The sequence below is a fragment of the Xanthobacter agilis genome (assembly GCF_021730435.1).
Classification (GTDB): Bacteria; Pseudomonadota; Alphaproteobacteria; order Rhizobiales; family Xanthobacteraceae; genus Xanthobacter; species Xanthobacter agilis.
Genome location: NZ_JABWGX010000021.1, coordinates 17,218 through 38,087, shown reverse-complemented (window position 1 = coordinate 38,087; position 20,870 = coordinate 17,218). Strand labels below are relative to the sequence as shown.

22 protein-coding genes, 1 tRNA gene and 5 pseudogenes are annotated in these 20,870 nt (G+C 62.5%); 14 read left to right on the top strand and 14 right to left on the bottom strand.

Translation table 11 applies throughout. The annotated features are described in order from the left end of the window. Positions 1 to 122: 122 nt before the first annotated feature. Together HUW53_RS15260 and fdxA are read left to right on the top strand one after the other, a co-directional pair. Positions 123 to 458: an RNA-binding S4 domain-containing protein gene (locus HUW53_RS15260; RefSeq protein WP_272904267.1), complete on the top strand. Its 336-nt coding sequence runs from the start codon at positions 123 to 125 to the stop codon at positions 456 to 458. 80 nt (positions 459 to 538) lie between these two features. Then, complete coding sequence (gene fdxA, locus HUW53_RS15255) at positions 539 to 874, top strand: ferredoxin FdxA (RefSeq protein WP_237346618.1); 336 nt, start codon at positions 539 to 541, stop codon at positions 872 to 874. 332 nt (positions 875 to 1,206) lie between these two features. On the opposite strand, the gene HUW53_RS15250 is transcribed toward fdxA, so the two are convergent. Further along, a complete protein-coding gene (locus HUW53_RS15250; protein WP_237346617.1) occupies positions 1,207 to 1,581 on the bottom strand; it encodes a hypothetical protein in 375 nt (124 codons plus the stop codon). 156 nt (positions 1,582 to 1,737) lie between these two features. Here HUW53_RS15250 and HUW53_RS15245 point away from each other — a divergent pair, with 156 nt between their 5' ends. The 4 genes from HUW53_RS15245 (at position 1,738) to HUW53_RS15230 (ending at position 6,110) form a co-directional block, all read left to right on the top strand. Continuing rightward, complete coding sequence (locus HUW53_RS15245) at positions 1,738 to 3,363, top strand: peptide chain release factor 3 (protein WP_237346616.1); 1,626 nt, start codon at positions 1,738 to 1,740, stop codon at positions 3,361 to 3,363. A gap of 80 nt (positions 3,364 to 3,443) precedes the next feature. Beyond that, positions 3,444 to 4,322, top strand: coding sequence for a 2,3,4,5-tetrahydropyridine-2,6-dicarboxylate N-succinyltransferase (gene dapD, locus HUW53_RS15240; protein WP_237346615.1), 879 nt, complete (start codon positions 3,444 to 3,446; stop codon positions 4,320 to 4,322). Between the two features lie 432 nt (positions 4,323 to 4,754). Beyond that, positions 4,755 to 4,844: transfer RNA gene (locus HUW53_RS15235), tRNA-Ser, on the top strand. Between the two features lie 171 nt (positions 4,845 to 5,015). After that, the gene (locus tag HUW53_RS15230; RefSeq protein ID WP_237346614.1) at positions 5,016 to 6,110 is read left to right on the top strand and encodes a tyrosine-type recombinase/integrase; all 1,095 of its coding nucleotides are present in this window, start codon (positions 5,016 to 5,018) and stop codon (positions 6,108 to 6,110) included. Between the two features lie 196 nt (positions 6,111 to 6,306). Here HUW53_RS15230 and HUW53_RS15225 read toward each other — a convergent pair whose 3' ends face one another. Further along, on the bottom strand, positions 6,307 to 6,819 hold the full coding sequence (locus HUW53_RS15225) for a hypothetical protein (protein ID WP_237346613.1): 513 nt from the start codon (positions 6,817 to 6,819) through the stop codon (positions 6,307 to 6,309). 160 nt (positions 6,820 to 6,979) lie between these two features. On the opposite strand from HUW53_RS15225, the gene HUW53_RS15220 reads away from it, so the two are divergent. Beyond that, positions 6,980 to 7,378 (top strand): hypothetical protein, encoded by a 399-nt coding sequence (locus tag HUW53_RS15220; RefSeq protein WP_237346612.1) that lies wholly within the window; start codon positions 6,980 to 6,982, stop codon positions 7,376 to 7,378. On the opposite strand, the gene HUW53_RS15215 is transcribed toward HUW53_RS15220, so the two are convergent. Genes HUW53_RS15215 through HUW53_RS15200 form a run of 4 tightly spaced genes read right to left on the bottom strand, consistent with a single transcriptional unit; the run spans position 7,338 to position 8,334 of the window. After that, on the bottom strand, positions 7,338 to 7,532 hold the full coding sequence (locus tag HUW53_RS15215) for a hypothetical protein (RefSeq protein WP_237346611.1): 195 nt from the start codon (positions 7,530 to 7,532) through the stop codon (positions 7,338 to 7,340). The genes HUW53_RS15220 and HUW53_RS15215 overlap by 41 nt on opposite strands. A 1-nt stretch (position 7,533) precedes the next feature. Further along, positions 7,534 to 7,746, bottom strand: coding sequence for a hypothetical protein (locus HUW53_RS15210; RefSeq protein ID WP_237346610.1), 213 nt, complete (start codon positions 7,744 to 7,746; stop codon positions 7,534 to 7,536). Further along, the gene (locus tag HUW53_RS15205; protein WP_237346609.1) at positions 7,743 to 8,132 is read right to left on the bottom strand and encodes a hypothetical protein; all 390 of its coding nucleotides are present in this window, start codon (positions 8,130 to 8,132) and stop codon (positions 7,743 to 7,745) included. Before HUW53_RS15205 ends, HUW53_RS15210 begins: the two co-directional genes overlap by 4 nt. After that, positions 8,101 to 8,334, bottom strand: coding sequence for a hypothetical protein (locus tag HUW53_RS15200; RefSeq protein ID WP_237346608.1), 234 nt, complete (start codon positions 8,332 to 8,334; stop codon positions 8,101 to 8,103). The genes HUW53_RS15205 and HUW53_RS15200 overlap by 32 nt, the downstream gene beginning before the upstream one ends. A 282-nt stretch (positions 8,335 to 8,616) precedes the next feature. Between HUW53_RS15200 and HUW53_RS15195 the strand changes: the two genes are divergently transcribed. Beyond that, complete coding sequence (locus HUW53_RS15195) at positions 8,617 to 9,633, top strand: virulence RhuM family protein (RefSeq protein ID WP_237346607.1); 1,017 nt, start codon at positions 8,617 to 8,619, stop codon at positions 9,631 to 9,633. Positions 9,634 to 9,648: 15 nt separating this feature from the next. Next, complete coding sequence (locus HUW53_RS15190) at positions 9,649 to 9,930, top strand: helix-turn-helix domain-containing protein (RefSeq protein ID WP_237346606.1); 282 nt, start codon at positions 9,649 to 9,651, stop codon at positions 9,928 to 9,930. A gap of 25 nt (positions 9,931 to 9,955) precedes the next feature. Here HUW53_RS15190 and HUW53_RS15185 read toward each other — a convergent pair whose 3' ends face one another. From HUW53_RS15185 to HUW53_RS15175, 4 genes and pseudogenes are all read right to left on the bottom strand, one after another. Further along, entirely contained in the window at positions 9,956 to 10,492 is a 537-nt protein-coding gene (locus HUW53_RS15185; RefSeq protein WP_237346605.1) for a hypothetical protein, read from the bottom strand. A 1-nt stretch (position 10,493) separates the two neighbouring features. Continuing rightward, a pseudogene (locus HUW53_RS15180) lies at positions 10,494 to 11,712 on the bottom strand (tyrosine-type recombinase/integrase). Then, positions 11,697 to 11,870: a hypothetical protein gene (locus HUW53_RS22115; RefSeq protein WP_419836128.1), complete on the bottom strand. Its 174-nt coding sequence runs from the start codon at positions 11,868 to 11,870 to the stop codon at positions 11,697 to 11,699. Before HUW53_RS22115 ends, HUW53_RS15180 begins: the two are co-directional and overlap by 16 nt. Then, positions 11,858 to 12,247 carry an IS5 family transposase gene (locus HUW53_RS15175; protein WP_370877833.1) on the bottom strand — a complete coding sequence of 130 codons (390 nt, stop codon included), beginning with the start codon at positions 12,245 to 12,247 and terminating at the stop codon, positions 11,858 to 11,860. Before HUW53_RS15175 ends, HUW53_RS22115 begins: the two co-directional genes overlap by 13 nt. Positions 12,248 to 12,375: 128 nt before the next feature. On the opposite strand from HUW53_RS15175, the pseudogene HUW53_RS15170 reads away from it, so the two are divergent. Then, positions 12,376 to 13,456 (top strand): annotated as a pseudogene (locus HUW53_RS15170) (IS630 family transposase). Here HUW53_RS15170 and HUW53_RS15165 read toward each other — a convergent pair. Further along, positions 13,453 to 14,991 carry a putative bifunctional diguanylate cyclase/phosphodiesterase gene (locus HUW53_RS15165; RefSeq protein WP_237346604.1) on the bottom strand — a complete coding sequence of 513 codons (1,539 nt, stop codon included), beginning with the start codon at positions 14,989 to 14,991 and terminating at the stop codon, positions 13,453 to 13,455. The pseudogene HUW53_RS15170 and the gene HUW53_RS15165 sit on opposite strands and share 4 nt — an antisense overlap. A 304-nt stretch (positions 14,992 to 15,295) precedes the next feature. Between HUW53_RS15165 and HUW53_RS15160 the strand changes: the two are divergent. Then, positions 15,296 to 15,597: pseudogene (locus HUW53_RS15160) on the top strand (IS66 family transposase); the annotation flags it as partial. A gap of 4 nt (positions 15,598 to 15,601) precedes the next feature. After that, positions 15,602 to 15,817: a hypothetical protein gene (locus HUW53_RS15155; RefSeq protein WP_237346603.1), complete on the top strand. Its 216-nt coding sequence runs from the start codon at positions 15,602 to 15,604 to the stop codon at positions 15,815 to 15,817. Positions 15,818 to 15,892: 75 nt separating this feature from the next. Here the strand turns inward: HUW53_RS15155 and HUW53_RS15150 are convergent. Continuing rightward, positions 15,893 to 16,278 (bottom strand): annotated as a pseudogene (locus tag HUW53_RS15150) (integrase core domain-containing protein); the annotation flags it as partial. 63 nt (positions 16,279 to 16,341) lie between these two features. Between HUW53_RS15150 and HUW53_RS15145 the strand changes: the two are divergent. Further along, positions 16,342 to 17,784, top strand: coding sequence for a DUF6880 family protein (locus HUW53_RS15145; RefSeq protein WP_237346602.1), 1,443 nt, complete (start codon positions 16,342 to 16,344; stop codon positions 17,782 to 17,784). A 163-nt stretch (positions 17,785 to 17,947) separates the two neighbouring features. Continuing rightward, positions 17,948 to 18,310, top strand: a pseudogene (locus tag HUW53_RS15140) (DUF932 domain-containing protein); the annotation flags it as partial. 84 nt (positions 18,311 to 18,394) lie between these two features. On the opposite strand, the gene HUW53_RS15135 reads toward HUW53_RS15140, so the two are convergent. Together HUW53_RS15135 and HUW53_RS15130 are read right to left on the bottom strand one after the other, a co-directional pair. Continuing rightward, positions 18,395 to 20,125 carry an EF-hand domain-containing protein gene (locus HUW53_RS15135; protein ID WP_237346667.1) on the bottom strand — a complete coding sequence of 577 codons (1,731 nt, stop codon included), beginning with the start codon at positions 20,123 to 20,125 and terminating at the stop codon, positions 18,395 to 18,397. Next, the gene (locus HUW53_RS15130; RefSeq protein ID WP_237346601.1) at positions 20,109 to 20,864 is read right to left on the bottom strand and encodes a hypothetical protein; all 756 of its coding nucleotides are present in this window, start codon (positions 20,862 to 20,864) and stop codon (positions 20,109 to 20,111) included. Before HUW53_RS15130 ends, HUW53_RS15135 begins: the two co-directional genes overlap by 17 nt. Between the last annotated feature and the right edge of the window lie 6 nt (positions 20,865 to 20,870).

Genomic DNA, 20,870 nt, shown 5'->3' with positions numbered 1-20,870 from the left:
CCTAACGCCGGCACCCCACCAGGATCACGGACCGGGGCGGCCTCCCGATGGAGCCGCCCCGGCGCCTTGCGATGCAAGACGGAGTGTCGGTTCGCGTGAGGAAGCCGCGGTCTCGGGACAAGTTGGCGCAGGCGCCCGGCGATTCGGCCGGCGCCCAGACACCGGGCGATGACGCACCGGTAACGGACGGCGTCCCCGGCCGCCAGCGCCTCGACCGCTGGATCTGGCATGCGCGGGTGGTGCGCAGCCGCGCGGATGCCGCGGATTTGATCCGCGCCGGTCATGTGCGTCTCGACGGTACCCGCGTCACCACGCCGGCGCAGGCGGTGCGCGCGGGGCAGGTGCTCACCATCGCCCTTGATGCCCGGGTGCGGGTGCTGCGCGTCTTGAGCTTTTCTGAACGGCGCGGAGATGCTACATCCACCGTCGCGCTTTTCGATGAAATCACTGACAACTGAAGTGCAATAGGAGAGCGCGGCAAGCGCGCGCTTGCGCCCCGAGGACGGGTGCGCTACGCGAAGCCGCGAAAGGGATTGCCATGGCTTACGTCGTCACCGAGAACTGCATCCGCTGCAAGTACACGGATTGTGTCGCGGTGTGCCCCGTGGATTGCTTCTACGAGGGCGAGAACATGCTCGTCATCCACCCGGACGAATGCATCGACTGCGGCGTGTGCGAGCCGGAATGTCCGGCCGAGGCCATCAAGCCCGATTCCGAGCCGGGCCTGGAAAAGTGGGCGGCGCTGAACGCCCAATATGCCCAGGTGTGGCCCAACATCACCATCAAGCGCGACGCCTTGCCCGACGCCAAGGAATGGGACGGCAAGCCCGGCAAGGAGCCCCTGCTCTCCCCCGAGCCCGGCACCGGGGACTGAAGCCTTTTCCCGACCGCATCGCGCGCCCGACGGCACCCAGCGGCCATCCCGCGCGGCGCCGACGCGTGAAGCCGTGGCCTGCCCCAGCCGCGACAACCGCACCCTTCCGCCCGACCGGGAGCGCGCCGCACGGTGATTTGTGCGCAACGTCGTCTCGCGCGCCCGCGTACGGGGACCGCCCCGGTGTTCCCGATCGTTCTCGAGACGGTCAAGTTTCGATCCCCGCCGCCGCACGGGGGCGCCCCCGTCTCATTAACTCATGACCAGCACAAACAAAGTGGTGCCCTGTGCGCGAACCGGTCCGGGGAGGCTCCGGCCGCGCGGTGGGAGCCTCACGGCAGCTGGGTCAGTTGCTCGTATTGAGACACCACCACATGTCCCTCGGCATCGAGCCACGCGCGGCCATATTTGGACACGACCAGCTTGTCCACCTGCTGGTAAATGGTCCCGCCGGGGGGAGGCTGAGCGCCGGCCTTCATGCAGGGCACGTCCAGCGCCACCGCCATGCCGGGCTTGAAGGTGCTTCCCCGCTCCACCCGCCGCACGACGCCCTTCACGAGGCAGACGCCGTAACCGCCCGCGGGCGTGGTCACGGTCTTCACCCGCAGCACGATGATACTGGCGGCATCCCGCCGCGCATTCTCATAGACATAGGGCGGCATGAGCGCGAAGGCCGGTCCGGCCGCAAGCGTCGCAAGCACGGCCATGGCGGAAGCGAGCCCCTTGCACGCGCCTTGCCGCCCCCGCGCCGGAAGCGCCGCGTCGCCGGCCCGCATACCGCCTTGTGAAATTCCCCGGTCCATGGGTCCGTCTCCCTCGCGTTGGCCGTTTATCGGCGCGCGGTTTCGAACTATATAGCGGCCATGCTCGAAACACCTGAACACGGCACGGCACGCGCGGCCGCCAAGCCGGGCGATTTGCCCGATTATGCCCGCCGGCGCACCTTCGCCATCATCTCCCATCCGGACGCCGGCAAGACGACGCTCACGGAAAAGCTGCTGCTGGCCTCCGGCGCCATCCGCATGGCCGGCCATGTGCGCGCCCGCGGCGAGCGCCGGCGCACCCGCTCCGACTGGATGGAGATCGAGCAGCAGCGCGGCATTTCGGTGACATCCTCGGTGATGACGTTCGAAAAGGACGACATCGTCTTCAACCTGCTCGACACGCCCGGCCACTCGGACTTTTCCGAGGACACCTACCGCACCCTGTCGGCGGTGGATGCCGCGGTGATGGTGATCGACGCCGCCAAGGGCATCGAAAGCCAGACCCGCAAGCTGTTCGAGGTCTGCCGCCTGCGCGACATTCCCATCTTCACCTTCGTCAACAAGGTGGACCGCGAGGGCCTCGACCCCATCGCCCTCATGGACGAGGTTTCCTCCACCCTGGCGCTGGATCTCACCCCCCTCACCTGGCCCATCGGCCTCGGCGTGGACTTCCGCGGCCTGATCGACATTCGGGGCAAGAAGGCGCTGCTCGCCACCGAGCGCGGCGGCCCCCTGGTGCGCGAGGTGCCGTTCGACACACCGGAGGACCTGATCGGCCTTGACGGGGTGGAAGAGCGCATCCTCACCGAATCCATCGAAAGCCTGACCCTCGCGCTGGGGGTGCTGCCGCCGTTCGACCTCGCCGCGTTCCGCGAGGGCCACCTCTCGCCGGTCTATTTCGGCAGCGCGCTGAAGGAGGCGGGGGTGGCCGAGCTGCTCCATGGGCTCGGCGCCGTGGGCCCGAGCCCCCTGCCCCGCTCCGCCGCCGGAGGGCGCATCGTAGAGCCGCAGGAAGACATGGTCTCCGGCTTCGTCTTCAAGGTGCAGGCCAACATGGACCCGAACCACCGCGACCGGGTGGCCTTCGTGCGCCTGTGCTCGGGCCGCTTCAAGCGCGGCATGAAGCTCTACAATGCCCGCGAGAAGCGCCAGATGGCCATTGCCAACCCCATCTTCTTCTTCGCCCAGGAGCGCGAGACGGTGGACGAGGCGGTGGCCGGCGACATCATCGGCATCCCCAACCACGGCATGCTCCGGGTCGGCGATACCTTGTCCGAGGGCGAGACCATCCGCTTCGAGGGCCTGCCCGATTTCGCCCCCGAAATCCTGCGCCGGGTGCTGCTGGCCGACCCCATGAAGGCCAAGCAATTGCTCAAGGCCCTGCAGGACATGGCCGAGGAAGGCGTGGTGCAGGTGATCAAGCCCATCTCCGACCCCTCGCCCATCGTCGGCGTGGTCGGCCCGCTCCAGCTCGACGTGCTGGCCGCCCGGCTGGAGAAGGAATACGGCGTGCCGATCCGCTATGAGACGGTGTCCTTTGTCACCGCCCGCTGGATCGTCGGCGAACGGACCGAGGTGGAGCGCTTCATGGAGGCCAACCGCTCCTCCACCGCCCGCGACCGTGACGACGCCCCGGTCTATCTCGCCCGCAGCCAGTGGGTCCTCGATCGCGCCATCGAGGAATGGACCAAGCTGAAATTCCTGGCGGTGAAGGAACGCGGCTGACGCCGCCTCCCCGCCTTCATCTTCACCTGACCGCGAGGCGCCAGCCCCGCCCGGCGCGATACGTTTTCCGGAGGAAACCCATGTCCGACCTCAAGTCGACCGACCTCAAGCCGACCGACCTCAAGCCGCTTGAATCCATCATCGATGCCGCCTTCGAGGCGCGCGCCGACATCGGCTTTTCCACCATGGGCGAGGTGCGCCAGGCGGTGGACACCGCCCTGGACCTGCTCGATTCCGGCAAGGCGCGGGTGGCCGAGCCCCGGCCCGACGGCGGCTGGCAGGTGAACCAGTGGCTGAAGAAGGCGGTGTTGCTCTCGTTCCGCCTCAACGACATGGCCGAGATCGGCGGCGGCCCCGGCGGCGCCCATTGGTGGGACAAGGTGCCCTCCAAGTTCCTGTCCTGGAGCGCGGCGGATTTCCGCGCCGCCGGCTTCCGCGCGGTGCCGGGCGCCATCGTGCGCCGCTCCGCCTTCATCGCGCCGAACGTGGTGCTGATGCCCTCGTTCGTGAACCTCGGCGCCCATGTGGGCGAAGGCACCATGGTGGACACCTGGGCCACGGTCGGCTCCTGCGCACAGATCGGCCGGAATGTGCATCTGTCCGGCGGGGTGGGCATCGGCGGCGTGCTGGAGCCGTTGCAGGCGGGGCCGGTCATCATCGAGGACGATTGCTTCATCGGCGCGCGGTCCGAAGTGGTGGAAGGCGTGGTGGTGCGCACCGGCTCGGTGCTGTCCATGGGCGTGTTCATCGGTGCCTCCACCAAGATCGTGGATCGCGAGACCGGCGAGGTGTTCGTGGGCGAGGTGCCGGCCTATTCGGTGGTGGTGCCCGGCGCGCTGCCCGGCAAGCCGCTACCGAACGGCCAGCCCGGCCCCTCGCTCTATTGCGCGGTGATCGTGAAGCGCGTGGACGCCCAGACCCGCTCCAAGACCTCCATCAACGACCTGCTGCGCGACTGAGCGCCGCCGTTCGCCTCAACATGGGCGTCGCGCCGGGTGTCGCCATCGGGCGCGACGCGCCCCGCTCGTTTTCATCGCGCGCGCCTATCGCGCCGTGAACCGGCCCGGCCCGCCCCGTTTCTGAAGGGCGCGGGCTTCAGCACGCCGGATCGAAGAGGGGCGTGCGCCATGGTCCGCGGGCATCTGGGGACACTTTGTGAACGGCATTGCAAGGACCCCAGAATCCCGCTTGCGCAACGCGAACGAGGCTGTATATTCCGCGACCTCGCCAGGATGCAGCGCACCAACCAGCGCTGTGCGTTTCCTTTGTTTCCAAGGGATCAATCCGGCGTCGCCGTGGGCGCGAGGCACACGGCGGGGCGAACTTTCAGACCGCTTGGCCGGTCGAAGGAACGCCCGGCAGCTTCGACGCGCGTTCAAGCGCGCGCGGCTGGAGAGGTGGCCGAGTGGTTGAAGGCGCACGCCTGGAACGCGTGTATACGGGAAACCGTATCGAGGGTTCGAATCCCTCTCTCTCCGCCAGCCCTCATTTTCACCCCCTCTCATAAAGCCTCAGAACCCTTGCCAGCGCTCGATTTGCGCGCCATATCGGCTGCAGGGCGTCTCACGATATCGCGCTAAAGCGCAATCGATCCCGGGTAAAAGCCGGGTAAGGCCGCCTCCGGAAACCGGGTAAAGGGGAAGGCCGGGTAAATGCCGCTCACCGATATGCAGATCCGCAAGGCCAAGGCGGCCGAGAAGCCCTACAAGCTGACCGACGGCGGCGGGCTGCACCTCGCCATCTCCCCGGCAGGGGGCAAGGTCTGGCGCCTGCGCTATGAGATCGCCGGCAAGGAGAAGCTCCTCACGATCGGCCCATACCCGGACATCAGCCTTCAGGAAGCCCGTGAGGCCCGCATGGCCCAGAAGAAGCTGCTTCGCGAGGGCAAAGATCCATCTGCAGAGAAGGCAGATCGTAGGCGCGTGACGACCGCCCCGGCGCATGTGACCTTCGAGCACCTCGCCCGCGAGTGGTACGGCATGAACAAGCCGCACTGGACGTCGACCCACGCCTACGACGTGATCCACACGTTGGAACGGGACGTGTTTCCGCAGTTGGGCACCAGGGACATCCGAACCATAACGGTGCCGGAAGTGCTGGCGGTCCTGCGCGAGATCGAGGACCGGCCGGCCATCGAGACAGCCAAGCGTGTCCGCCAGCGCATGTCGGCGGTGTTCGTTCATGCCATCGCGTGCGGCATCGGGGAGAACGATCCGGCGGCCATCGTTCAGAAGGCGCTAAAGCCTCTCAAGAAGGGCCGCCAGCCAGCCATCACCGATCTGGATCAGGCCCGCGAGATCATCAAGCGCGTGGACGAGACGCCGGCGAACCCAGCGACCAAGCTCGCCCTGCGCCTGCTCGCATTGACCGCCGTACGGCCTGGCACCCTCATTACGACGCCATGGTCCGAGTTCGCGGATCTGGATGCTGACAAGCCTATCTGGCGGATTCCCGCGGCACGGATGAAGCTGAAGCTCGCCTACAAGGACGACACGTCGCGCGACCATTTCGTACCACTGGCCAAGCAGGCCATCGAGACCATCGAGCTGCTTCGCTCAATCTCCGGCAGGGGGCCATATGTCCTCCCAAACGGACGGAACGCGCACAAGCCCGCCAGTGAGAATGCGCTTGGATATCTGCTGAACCGCGCCGGCTATCACCGACAGCATGTTCCGCACGGATGGCGGGCAACCTTCAGGGCCGAGCCGAAGAGCTTGTTGCGCACGACATTCTTCTGCCCCTGGTAGTCCTGCCACCATTCAGCCTGAGGCGCGGAGCTGCCCCCGAAGGTTCGTCCGACCGCGTTCCAGGCCCCCCCAAGAACCGGCTGGCCGGCGTATCCGTCGTCAAAGGTGTTCGACAGGCGGCTGACGTTGGTCGCGCCCTCGCCCGCGGATGCGAGATTGTTGATGGCGGAAGAGGGCAAGGGCCGCTCCTGCCGCTTCAGCTCGGCCTCTCCTGCCGCTTCTTCTCCAACTCCGCCTGCGCCTGCCGCTGCGCCTGGATCTGCTCCATGCCGTGCTTCACCAGCTCAGGCGGCGCAAGGAAGTGGCTGGATGTCTTCAGGAGGTCGTTGACGCCGACCGTCTCCGATTTTTTCTCGCCGGTCCGGTCGTTCACGAACTCCACATCCACGGTGTCGATATTTCCGGTGTTCGCATCGCGGTTCTTTTTCAGGATGTTGACCGAATATCCGTCATCAAAGTATCCGCGGGAGTTGTAGGCGGAACCAAGACTGTCAATGGCGCCGTCGATATCGCCGACCTTCCATTTGCCCATGGCATTGGCGTAATGCTTGACGCCAGTCTGCACCCTCTGGTCGGCGATCCATTTGGGATAGGCTTCCGCGAGCTGTGTGTTGCCGGCCTGCATGGCCGACTGGACCACCTTGTCCACATGATCGCCGGTGATGTACGTGTACAGGCTGTTCGCCATCCCCTCCGCGCGCTTGCGCACGCCGGGATCGGCGCGCAGAGCATCCACATTGAGATAGGTTTTGTCCGTGCCGGACGCCCCGTAGTGGAGGGGAAGCGCCCTTGCGATTGGGGTTGTCGAGAACCGGCCCCTGCTCTTCAACCTCGAAGATGGACTTGCCGATATTGGAGCTGATCGCCTCTTGGCGGGCGGCGGCGCCCTGGGCTTCGGCGTCACGCTGGGCGCTCAGCACCGCCTCGTTCCGACCGTCCTGCCGCCGCGACCGTTCGGCGGCCTCGCGCGCGGCCTGGCTGCTGGTGCGCAGATTGCCGAGCTGCTCCTGCTGAATGGACAGCTCGCCGGGGCGCATCTCGTCCTGACGCTGGATTTCCCGCTGGAGCCGGATCCGCTCACGTTCGTTCTGCTCATCGCGCAGGGTGCGAAGCTGTTCGCTGTCCTCGCGTTCCCGGCGCGCCTTCATGCCCTTGCCGAGGCCATCCATGAAGGAGCCAATGCCAATGCCAAAATCGACCATGACGGCCTCCTTTTCTTGCAGCCGGTCAGCGACTGGCCAGATAAGCGTCGAGTTCTGTCGGGCTGAGTTTCGCGAGCGCCTGCTCGAACTCTTTTGGGTTGTTCTCGGAGAGCGCGTCGAGGGCTGCGAATTTGCTGTCGTTGGCAGCTCCCGCACGCCGTTTCGCTTCCGTCCGCGCCTCAGCGGTGCGGGTCTCGCGGGCGAATGGCCGGTGCGTCATTTCAATTCTCCTTCGGCTTGGCGGCCAGCGCCGCGTCGATCAGCGCCCGCGTGTTCGCGTCCAGCACCTTCGCCGGGAAGGCGTGATAGCCGGTCTGCGGGACATGGCTGATGGTTGCCATCTGCCCTTTGGCCGCGAAACGCTGGGCCAGGAACGCGCGATGGCGAATGCTGCGCATAATCTGCTTTGCAGCGGTGCCACTGCTCTTTGTCATGATTGGCGCCCCATCTGCGTCATGTGATCCAGCACCGGCGCTTCAAGCACGTCCGCGAGGGCCGCGCCGGCTTCAAGGCGCCCCTTCAGGCGGGCCGCATTGTCTTCGACATGGTCGCGGCTGCGCCGGCCTTCCAGCGTGGCAAGGGCCAGCAAAGCGATGGCCGGCACGCTGTATTGAAGGGCGATACCCCTGATTTCGCCATCCGAGGCGTCGGCGCGGGTCTCGCCATAGGTGGGCCAGCGCACATCACGCTTCGGCTCACCAAACGTCTGGATGCGCCGGAACATGAAAATGGCGTCCATCGCCTCCGGATCGGGGCCGGAGACAAGGTCGCGGGCGAATGCCGGAAGGTCAGGCGCGGGCGAAGGCGCGGGGGTGCGCATCCTGCGCTCCATCGATCGGAGAGATGGGGTCGGCGCGGCGCGGAATGACAGCCCCAGAAGGCTTGCGCAGCTCGAAGCGAAGGGTGTCGGGGCCGTCCACCAACAGGCGCGCGTGATGACCACCGTTACGCCGTTCGGCAAGCATGATGGTCGCATCGCCAATGACGAGGACTTCGCCCATGTGGAGGCTGAGGCACTTCATGGGCGAATCACAAATGAATCAAAAAATATAATTATTATCATGTAGTTATGTGGACTCGATCGGACGCAGCGGGACTTGCCAAATATCGCTTTTGCGCTATATTGACGCAGATGAAGTGTATCGCCGCGACACTCGAATGCGTGGATGCCGAGATTGAGGCACCCCCAAAGGGCTCCAAGCTCGCCTCATCCGCTCATGGAGATTGAGTGTGCTGGCTTTGCCAGCATCGCGAAGCGACCCACGAGGGGGAAATGGCAGGCCACTTGAAGGAGCTGGGCGAAGATGTCTGAAGGCGAGTTGATTCTTTATAATACGCAAGACGGTGCCACGACGATCGGCCTACGCGCGATCGACGGCACAGTCTGGTTGACCCAGATGGAGATGGCTGAGCTGTTCGACACGTCCAAGCAGAACATCAGCCTACACATCAATAACATCCTCTCCGAGGGCGAACTGGCGGAGGAGGCAGTTGTCAAGGAATCCTTGACAACTGCCGCAGACGGTAAGGCATACCGAACGAAGGTCTATAATCTGGATGCCATTTTAGCAGTTGGCTACCGCGTCCGCTCGCCGCGCGGCGCCCAGTTCCGCCGATGGGCCACCACCGTCTTGCGCGAATATCTGGTCAAGGGCTTTGCCATGGATGACGCTCGACTTAAGCAGGCCGAGCAATGGGACTATTTCGACGAGTGGCTTGCCCGCATTCGGGACATCCGCGCTTCGGAAAAGCGCTTCTACCAAAAGGTGCGAGACCTCTATACGACTGCTATCGACTACGACAAGAATTCGGAGCACGCACAGGCATTCTTCAAGAAGGTCCAAAACAAGATGCTATGGGCGGTGACCGGCAAGACGGCCGCCGAACTAATCGAAAGCCGCAGCAACCCGGATGCCCCCAACATGGGCCTGACCAGTTGGAAAGGCGCAGTCGTGCGTAAGGACGATGTCGGCACCGCCAAGAACTACCTCAAGACCGATGAGGTTGAGGAGCTCAACCGCATCGTCGTGATGTATCTCGATTATGCAGAGGATCAGGCCAAACGCCGCCGCCCGGTCACCATGGCGGAATGGGCCGACAAGCTCGATGCTTTCCTGTCCTTCAACGAGCGTGATGTGCTGACACATGCCGGGCGGCTGCGGATGGACGTTGCTCAGAAGCTCGCAGCCGAACGCTTCGAGGCGTTCGACGCCAGCCGCCGCTCCGCCGAAGCGCTGGCTGCGGACGCGGACGACATCGCCGAGCTTGAGCAAATCGAAAAGATCGCGAGAGGGCGGGAGAAGAGGGGTGGCGATGCCTAAGAAGCAGGTGACACCATGACCAAGCTGGCTGATCTGAAAAAGCGCCTTGGCGCCGACCCGGAGTTCAAGGCCGAATATGAGAAGGCCGACGTCGAGTACGCGCTCATCGAATCCATGATCCGAGCGCGCACGGCTGCAAAGCTCACACAGGCAGAGCTGGCGAAGAAGCTAGGCACCACGCAGTCGGCCATTGCCCGGCTGGAGGGTGGCCGCACGTCGCCATCCATCTCCACGCTGAAACGCTATGCGGAGGCGACGGGGGCACGGCTGCAAGTCGGGTTGGTGCGGGCGCGGTGAATATCTTCAACGACAACAGTGCGATTCAAGGTAAAGGATATCCAACCCGAATGGCTCCGCCTTCTGTAATTTTACGATCTATATTGTTCTTTAGTTCGCCGATCTTACGCTCAAACCAAAAATCACGATGAACCGGGCTAAAACGCATATAGAATGGCGCAGACCCAATAGCAGAGCGCCAATCAGACTCGTCATCAACATCCAATCTGGACACGCTCAAATACATTGTCGTTCCATAAGGAACAACTGCACGCCACGCTCCATAATCATGAAGCATATTTTGTTCCAATGGAGGCAATCCTCCTATTCTGACAGGACCATCCCACTGTAAATATATTTTTGCACCACGTCCTTCAATGTTTTGGCCTCTATTTTGCGGCGCTCCACAAATTAATGCATTAAGGCCAGAATCTCCGGCGCCGACATCATTGTAACATGGAATAAAATGGCCGCTATTTATGATGGAAATAGCGCTCATCAAGTCCGTCTCGTGCACAATAAGTGGCATTTCGCGGCCCCCTATGGGTCTATATTTTTCATAGTAACGTTGTTTTTGTGACACTTTATTTTCGTTCGGCCTTCGGCGCCGAGAGGCAGAACGTCGCCCATGCTGTCATCAGCTCGCGCCGCTTCTCCAGCGCATCGCCGCGCCGGTACGCCCGCTCGGTGGTGTCCCCAACCACATGCGCCAGGGCCGCCTCCGCGATCTCCCGCGGGAAATGCGTTTCCTCCGATACCCAATCGCGGAACGACGAGCGAAAGCCACGCACCGTGATCTCCAGCTTCTGCCGGCGCAGCAGCATCTCCATGGCCATGCCGCTCAGGGGCCGCCTGGGCCGCTGGCCAGGGAAGACGTAAGCCCCACCATCGTCATCGGCCGGTCGCAGGGCCGCCACCTCATCCAGGATCGCGGCAGCGGCGTCGGACAACAGCACGCGGTGCTCACGGCCGGCTTTCATCCACTTCGCCGGCACAGTCCACACCTGGGCTGCAAGGTCGATCTCCCGCCAGGTAGCTTCCAGCACCTCGCCCGAGCGTGCAGCGGTGAGGATGCCGAACTCCAGGGCGCGCGCAGCCATCGCCTCGCGCAGGCGCAGGGCGGCGATGAAGGCTGGCACCGCCGCATACGGCATGGCGGCATGGTGGCCGCGCTGGAGCTTCTGGCGCTTGCCCAGGCTGTGCTCCAGGTTCCCCTTCCATTGCGCCCGGTTCTCGCCTGAGCGCCACCCCGCCACCTTCGCCGCGTCGAGAACACGCTCGATCCGCCCCCGCAGACGGGAGGCCGTTTCGTTCTTTCCCTGACACACGGGTTCCAGCACCGCGAGCACGTCAGCGGCCGTGATGTCCGCAAGCTTCTTGTCTCGGAGCTTGGCGCAATAGGCAGACCCCAAGGTCATCTTCCATTGGGCGGCATGCTTCTCGTTCCTGAATTCCCTCGACCACTTCTCCACCATCTGGTCGGCGAACTCGCCGAAGGTGGGTGCCGCGTCAGCCTCCCTGCGAACCGCCTGGGCGGCGTTACGGGCCTGGAGAGGATCTCTCACCGTCAGCAACGATGCGGCGAGCTTCCTCGGCCTTCTGGCGCGCTTCGGCAAGGGAGGTGTCCCCGAGAGCACCCAGCCCCATCTCGCGACGCTTCCCATCCCGCTTGAACATGAAGAGCCAAGACCTCGTGCCGGTAGGACCGATCTGGAGATAGAGGTTCCCGCCATCGGGATGCCTACCTGGCTTTTTCAATCCAGCCACGGTGCGGGCTGTCAACTTGTTCATCTCCCGCGCCATCTGCGCTCCCCGGCACCAAACAAGGCCTTGTCGGCGAGCAGTTCGCCCGCCGGCGGTACCGCATCCAGCATGACCGGCAGCATCTTGATGTCGGCGGCCTGGCCGGAGGTAAGCGCAAGCACGAGGGGCCGACCCTTGCCGTCGCTCAGGGCATGGATCTTAGTCGTTCGACCGCCGCGGGAGCGACCAATCGCCTGACGTTGGTCCCCCCTTTTTCGGCACCGGCCGCGGAGCGATGCGCCTTTACATGGGTGCTGTCGGCCAAAAGCTGGCGGGGTGTGCGCTCATCGCCGGTGATCGCGGCATAGATCTTCTGCCAGATCCCCTTGCGGGACCACCGGTTGAAGCGGTTGTAGACGGTTGTGTAGGCGCCGTCGTCAGACGGGCAGTCGCACCAGCGGCAGCCGGACCGCAGCACATGGATGATGCCGCTCAGAATGCGCCGGTCATCAACGCGGGGCGGGCTGCCGTAATGCGGCAGAAGTGGCTCGATCTTGGCCCACTGCTCTTCGTTCAACCAGAACAACCGGCTCACGGCGAATCATCTTCCATGAGCCAATTGAATCACTATACTGTCGTTGAGTTTAGACTCTAGTGGATTGACCGAGACTGAAGAGACCGCGGGGGGATTCCGTTCGACGGTAAGCCGTGCGAGCTTGGCCCATGCGTAACGGGATCACGATCACTCTCAATGAGGCCGATCGGCAACGGCTCCTCGCCCTGGTTGCGGATCGCAATACGCCCCAGAAGCACGTCTGGCGCGCCCGGATCGTGCTGATGAGCGCCGACGGCGCCGGCACCCACGCCATCATGGCGCAGACCGGCACCGCGAAGACCACGGTCTGGCGCTGGCAGGCCCGCTTCATGGAAGAAGGCGTCGACGGGCTGCTGCGCGACAAGACGCGCCCGCCGGGCCGTCCGCCCGTGGCGGAAGACAAGGCCTCGGCCGTGGTCGCGCTGACGCTGAAGCCGCCACCCCACGAGGCCACCCACTGGACCACGCGGGCCATGGCCAGGGTCGCGGGGCTGGCGGTCTCCACGGTGCGGAAAATCTGGAAGGCCCATGGCCTCGCCCCCGCATCGCTGGCGGCAGTTCAAGCTCTCCAACGATCCCGCCTTCGCCGAGAAGCTCAACGACGTCGTCGGGCTCTATGTCAGCCCGCCGGCCCATGCTTTGGTGCTGAGCCTCGACGAGAAGTCACAGATCCAGGCGCTCGACCGCACCCAGCCCGGACTGCCGCTGAAGAAGGGCCGCGGCGCCACCCTGACCCACGATTACAAACGGAACGGCACCACCACCCTGTTCGCCGCGCTCGATGTCCTGACCGGCGCGGTGTTCGGACGCAACATGCAGCGCCACCGGCATCAGGAGTTCATCCGCTTCCTCAATGCCCTCGAGCGCGACATCCCGGCCGGCAGGCTGGTCCACGTCATTCTCGACAATTACGCCGCCCACAAGCGCGAGAAGGTGCGGGCCTAGCTTGACCGCCATCCACGCTGGACCTTCCACTTCACGCCCACCTCCTCATCCTGGCTGAACGCGGTCGAGGGCTTCTTCGCCATCCTGACCCGCAGGCGGCTCAAGAATGGCGTCTTCCAGTCCGTCGTCGATCTCCAGGCCGCCGTCAACCGCTTCATCGGCGAGCACAACCAGACCCCGAAGCCCTTCATCTGGCGCGCCAATCCAAACGCCATCATCGCTGCAAGGAACAAAGGGGTCCAAGCGTTGGCGTCAATCCACTAGGCGGGGACCTGGACTGTCAGGAAGCGGGGTACGTCGTCCGCCTTCATGGGCTTTGCGTAGCAGTATCCCTGGCCGAAATCACAGCCAATGGAACGGAGGTATTCTGCCTCGGCGGCCTCTTCTATGCCCTCGGCGGTGGTGGTGATGCCGAGGCTGCGGCTCAGTGCGAGGATGCCGGAGATCAGCTTCTTCGAGTTCGCGTCGAGGCTCATGGACCTTACGAAAGACTTGTCGATCTTCAACTTGGTCACCGGGAACATGCGCAGATTCTGCAGGCTGGAATAGCCGGTTCCGAAATCGTCAAGCGCGATGTCGATGCCCATGGCGCGGAAACGCGACAGAATCGCGTTTGCAGTCCGGTTGTCGTTTACGAGCGCGGTCTCGGTGATCTCCAGCTCCAGCCGCTGGGGCGGGAATCTGGAGATTTTCAGCGTGTGCAGGATCTGGTCGGGCAGCGTGGTGTCCTTGAGCTGGATCGGCGACAGATTCACCGCGATCTTGATCTGGTCCGGCCATTTGGAGGCGTCAACGCAGGCCTGCTTCAGGATCGACTGGGTGAGCTGGCCGATGAGGCCAGCGTCCTCGGCGATGGAGATGAACACCTCCGGCGAGATGGAACCCAGCATGGGATGGTTCCAGCGGGCGAGCACCTCGAAGCCCACCACCACCCCATCCTTCAGACGCACCAGCGGCTGGTAGTGGGGAATCACGGCGTCGGCTGCGATGGCGTTGTGCAGGTCACGCTGAAGCCGCTGGGACTGCTTCAGCTCGCGATCCATTGCCGGTTCGAAGAAGCGATAGGTACCCGTGCCCTTGGCGCGGTAGAGCGCGGCTTCCGCCGAACGCATTACCTCACCCCCGTCGGTGCCGTTCTCGGGCGTCACCGCGATGCCGATGGTGGCACCAAGGCGGGCGTCAAGGCCGGCGAGCTGATAGCGCGCGGAAAGCTCGGAGATGAACTGCTGGGCTATCTTGCCGAGCGCCTCCACTGTGCGCGGGCGCGGCAGGAAGGCCGCGAACTCCTCCTCGCCCACGCGCGAGGCGATGGCGTCCGGTGGCAGCAGGCGTCTCATGCGGTTGGCGATCTCGATCAGCAGTCGGTCACCCATCTGGTGGCCGTGCAGATCGGTGATGGCCTTGAACCGTTCGATATCGATGAGCAGCAGGGCGTAGCCGCCGCTCCCTGCCGCTCCGGCGAGGCGCCTGCGCATGTGCTCGTGCAGCATGCGGCGGCTTGCGAGCCCGGTCAGCGGGTCGTGGCGGGCGAGCGCGTCGGCCTCCTCACGCGCCTTGATGACGGCGATTCGCGCCCGATCCAGGCGACGCATCAGGCGGAACAGCAGCAGAGCCGGTCCAAGCTGGCTCAAGGCGGCGAACACCACAGCTGTGATGATGAAGCGCCAGCGCGACGGATCATCGAAACAATCGCTGACGAAGATGCCAAGCCGCGGGAGGACGCGTTCCTGAAGCGCGAACTCCCACGTCATAGAGGTGATGCCCATGATCGCCAGCATGGCGGCGAAGGAGAGCAGCACGGAACGCGGCGTAACGAGAGGACGCGTGCTGTTACCACCTAGGGCGACCGCGCCGCGGTTCACGCCGCGAGGTCGCCGAGAAATGTTGTCCTGACGGGCCATCCGGCACGCTCCTCCCTCGCCTCCTGAGCTGAATGGAGTATGAGACAGACTTGGGCAAGATGCCCGCTTCTCGTTCCCGCGGGCTCATCGGCAGGCATCGCCTCAGTGGGGCGATATATCTCTCACAGCTGGCAAAGGACCACGCGATGGCCAGGAAGACGTTCTATGTGGTCCAGGTTGCCAATCGGCGGTGGAAGGGGACGATGGCTTTGCAACCGTCCTCGATGAGAGCCGGGCCTGCTTCTCCAACAATGCAGCGGAGCGCGCCCTGCGCGGCTTCGCCGTGGGAAGAAGGGCATGGCTCTTCGCCGGCTCCCACCGCGGTGCCCGGCGCGCCGCCGCCATGGCGACGCTGATCGCCATGGCGAAACACAGCAACGTCGACCCGCAGGCCGGGCTTGCCGATGCGCGCGCCTGCATCGCGGGACTCCGCAGAGCCGCCTCGCCGAACGGCTGCCATGGAGCTGGCAAGCGGGCAGCGCCGGCAAGCGCGAAGCCGCCTGACGGCATGGCCGCCGACGCCAACGTCGTCACCATCGCGCTCGCAACCCAAATGCTGTGCGAAACCGACGATCGGCTCTGGGCACTCGCCGATCAGATGGACCCGGAGGACGGCCTTGTCTGGATCCACGCCACGGATGAACGCCAGACCGCGGCCTTTAGGTCCGTCGGCATCGAAAACCTCAAGGATCTGATCGCAGATCAACACACGACTGAAAGCTGAGGTCCGGTCGCCATCGCCGGATGCTTACGTTATAGGCCCGCTCCCGGCCGACGAAGATCCTCTCCACCGCCGCCTTCATGTTGTCGTGGATGCTGACATTGCCCCCAACGTCCATCCAGCTGTGCGTTCGTTCCGGCGGTCGGATTTGGCCTTGTCGGCCGGGTGAGCGGCGGGATCCGGCGCGGAGCTTTTGGCTGGGCGCAGCGGTAGATCCCGTCTCGGGTGGAAGGTTGCGGCGAAGGCGGCCGGGGTCTGCCAGCCGAAAGCGGAGCACGGGCGTGATCCATTGTAATTCGGATCTCCACCTGCTCAGAGCCGCTCTGGCCAGGATGAGGGGCGAGAGCAGCGTCTCGTTGGGAAGCTCGTCGCCGAGGCGGCCGTTGAAACTCTCGATGAAGGCGTTCTGCATGGGCTTGCCCGGTGCGATGTCGTGCGACTCGCACCTTTGCCGCATCCACCCAGCCGTCGACATCCGGCGCCGATCAGGACATAGGCATGTGGTTGACACGAGTGAAAGCCCCGCCATGGCACGCAAGCCAGCCCTTTCCATCGAAGCCTTAACAGCCCTGGGTGCCGCAAAGCTGGCGCGGCTGGTGCTGGACGAGGCGGAGCGCAGCGCGCCGTTCCGCAAGCTGGTGTCGGCCGCGCTCGCGGGGCGGAAGGGGCCGGATGCCATCGCCGGGATTATCGATCGGCGCCTTTCCGCCCTGGAAAAGGCGCGGGGCTTCATCGACTGGGAGAAGGCACGGGCCTTCCGCGATGATCTGGCCGCGACGGTCACGGTGATGTCCAATGAACTCGGGGAGGTATCCCCGGTTATGGCCTTCGACCGCCTGCTGCGCTTCATCGCGACCCATGAGAGCGTGTTCGAACGGATCGACGATTCCTCCGGCCGCGTCCAGGATGTCTATGACCAGGCCATCACCGCCGCCGGCGCGGTCACGCCGAGGCTTGCGCAGCCCGATGCCGCGCAATTGCCGGCACGGGTCATGGCGGCGTTGGGAAACACATCCCACGGCTATCTGGTGGAGGTCGCGCGGGCCGTGGCGGACCACTTGCCGCAAGAAACGCTTCGCGCGTGGGATGCCGATCTCGGCGCACGCCAGAGCGCACAGGAGGCGAAGGCGCATCGCAACCATGGCTCGAATGTCTCGCAGTATCGCGAGATCCGGCAGATCATCGCCGAGAAGCTCAGCGACCTCGACGGGCTGATCGCCCTGGAGGCGAAGAAGCATCCCAACCTGCAGGACACCATCGGCGTCGCCGCACGCCTGCTAGAGGCTGGCCGGGCGCAAGAGGCGCTCGATTGGATCCGGCGTCCCACATCCCGACGGATCGCCTATCTGTCGGCCGAGAATCTTGCCGATGGGATGGGGCCGGACAATGACCCGTTCTGGCGGCGTACCAGCGTCGAGGCGAAGATACTGGAGGCGCTTGGAAAGAAAGTGGATGCGCAGGCGCTGCGTTGGTCGGCGCTCGAGACCTCGCTCGATGCCGGCATCCTGCGCGAATATATCGCTGCGCTGCCCGATTTCGAGGACTTTGCCACCCTCGACCGAGCCTTCGCCCATGCGTTCTCCTCCAGGCACATCTACAACGCGCTCGCGTTCCTTGTGGAATGGCCGCGGCTCGATCTTGCCGCCCGGCTGGTGATCGCGCGCCGGAGCGAGTGGGAGGGCCGCCAATACGACATGTTGCCAAAGGTGGCCGACGCGGTGGCGGCCCATCACCCGCTGGCCGCCACCATCCTGTACCGGGCACTGCTGGACGACATCCTCGCCCGTGCCCGCTCCAAAGCCTATCCACATGCGGCGCGCTACCTCGCCAAGCTCGAGCAACTGGCGGCCGGTGCCGCCGCCGAGGCCGGCACGCTCAAGGCTTGGGCGCATCATGAGGACTACCGTGCCGGCCTGGAAAAGGCCCATGGACGCAAATCCGGCTTCTGGTCGCTGGTGAAGTCCCGTTGAGGCGCCTCTTCGCGATCCGGCGGATCCCGATTCACAGAAAAGGTCGCCCGGCGACACTGCATTCCGTCCGGGTCGGCGCCCGAGAGTGAGAGGATGGATCGGATTACCGTGATGGTTCACCGGCCGGCGGAGAGGCTCCCGGCACCCGTCATGGAAACGCACCATGACCCAGGTGGAATTTCTGGACGCCGCGCACGACGGCGCGCGGCGACAAGGTGGACGTGAGCGGCGGCGAGCGGATCGGCCGTGTGTCCTCGGGTGGTTCTCCCGGTCCGATGACGAGCACGACCTGTCCCTATCGGACCTCCATGGAACCATGCTCGGCCGGACCCGCACGGTCCGGAGCACCGCCATCCGGGTGGAGGCGAGCCGCGAGGATGCTGAGCACCTGACGCCGATGTTGCCAGGATCGGAGCATCCCGTCGCGCCCACCCATTGGAGCTTGGTCCAGCCCGCGAGCCTCGTCGGCGCGCCGGCGACCTATCTGCGCCAGTTCCCCGCGCCCCTCGCTGGCATCAACCGGCAATGCTCCGCCCCGAGAAGCGGTCTCATTCAAGAGCAATTTTCGGTTGCGACCATTGCAAGGACATTTGCCGAACCCTCTTCACCCTTACGCCGCCCGCGCCTGCTGCCACCTGGCGGCGTAGGTGCTGCCGTTGCGCACGAAGGTGGCGGAGCCCAGGATCTGGGAGCCGTCGGAGAAGCTCTGCTCGTTGTCGTCAGGCGTCACCGAGATCTCGGTGATGCCGAGCTCGGCCAGGGTCTTGAGCACCTTGCTGTTGTTGCTGTTGGTCACCAGCACCTTGAATTTCGACCATTCGTCGTCGGCGGCGCTCAGCTTGCCGTCGCCATTGGTGTCGAACACGTCGGCCAAGGCCTCCATGTCGCTCTCGGCGCCGGGGCTGTATTGGGTGAACTGGAACGCCTGCGGATTGTCCACGTCGCCCGATCCGGTGCGGTCATACACCAGCACCCCATCGCCCGCCCCCGCCCAGGCCGTGCGATGCTGTGTGCCGTCGCCTTCCATGTCCATATAAGTGTCGGAATCCGTGCTCTCGATGATGCTCACACCATCGCCATTCAGGTCCAGCACAACCGGCGGAATGTAATCGTTGGGGTTGTTGGCGGGACTGAGGTCAAAGCTGAAGGAGCTGTCACCCACGTACCACGAGCTGAAATCGTAGCTGCCATAGTCGACGACACTCACCTCCGGAAGCATGATGTCGCCAGAACCGTAGTCACCGAAACCATAACTGCCACTAAATTCCGTGGGTCCGGATATGGAGATCTGTGGGGCTTCGGCAACCGCCCAATCGACGGCGCTCGTCACATCCCCGCCCCAGGGGGTGGCAAAGGAGAAATCGGTGGCGTTGGTGCCTTGCGAAGCGGAGCCAACAATATCGACTGATGAAATATTCGCAAGGGCGGAATTCGGCGTTTCAACTGTCAGCAGCCGAGCAACATCCGAGTATGCGGCACTGAAGGCATCTCCACCGAGATATGCACCAAAAGCCCCACCGACAGCGCCAGCGACCAGCGCGCCCACAGGACCGGCGAGCCCGAAACCAAAGGCCGCCAAGGGCTGACCAACGGCGATCGCGCCCGCCAGCCGTCCACCGAACCCAGCAATTTCGCGTCCTGCGGAAATATTATCCCCCGCCTGAGCGTCGGCGATCACGGCCGAGGAGGTGCTATAAACATCCCACGCTAACGCCGCCACACCAATCGTCGCACCACCATTGCGCGCCCACTTGCCAACTGGTCTAAAAATCATTTTATCTCTAGAATATTTTAACCTAAACTGATTATTAACATCAGATATTGCCTGATTAATAACTTTTTTATTATTTGATAGAGATCCGCCGGTCTTTATTTCAACGTAATTAAGCTCAGATCCGCTCCACCAGTGTCTTTCAAGATATACTGCATCCATCCATCTCGGTGCGCCCCTTACATTTCTAAGAATCGGAACATCAGCGCGAGCCGTCAATCTCCATGCAATTCTATCATTATTTACACGAGATAAATAATCATTTAGAGCGAACTCGTGATTTAAAAAATTGTTCTTCGCAATTCCGTCATTTGCTACGGAGCCTAAGATCGAATCTGGTGCAATATATCTATTTTCTATAATATTTACATCTCCTAATTCTAATATTTCTCTAACTATAGCGGTTGGACCAATATTTAATAAATTATTTGGCTGTGGATAAAATGCCCATGAAAACCTTATCTCCGGATAGGCATGCAACAACCCAACCCCACCAACAGAGCTCCACAACCCAAAGCCATATATAACGCCTGGATTAGATCCGATGACTACGTTATTCGAGCGGTCCATCTTTTACATCCTCTGTTATCTGCATTTGTGCACGCGCTGGGATGTCGGCCATATATATAGCCTGACTAACGAATGCCCTAAGTGTATCTGATTTATTTATTTTCACATTACTAAATATTAATTCAGATCCCAATGCATTCGAACACTCCCAAAATGGACAAAAAATAACATTTCCAATTTCATAAAATGATCCGGCTATAAATGGCTTGTTATAAAATTGAGATTTATTCATATCTCCAATTACATTGTTGTATCTATACATATCCCAATGCAAAAAACTTCGTTTTTTAATCAAATACTCTCCTATATACAATCCAATATCGAATATTAAATTACACCCTATAAACTTTCCATTCCACTCAGGATTATATGTATAATAACTTATAAAGAAATCTTTCCTAACTCTAACTATTATTGGTGCATAAATCGCCATCCAATCGGATAGTTTTTCTATAGAAGCCGCACTATAATCTAGATTAATATAAAAATTATCTTCAATCCATTTTCTAAATATTCTAACTCTATTATTTTTTGAGATAACAAAAAAATCAAAATTTTCTTTCGCCTTTTCTTCTGTCAATGAAGACTCGTTACTTTTGTGTGGAGGACTATACATATCGTATCCATGAAGCGCACTTGATATCTTCATATACGGGACATAATATTTTGGATTTAATATTTTCATGTTATATCCTTTTCTTTTTATAAATTTTGGAATTTTGGGCTCATCATCCGCCACGCCTCA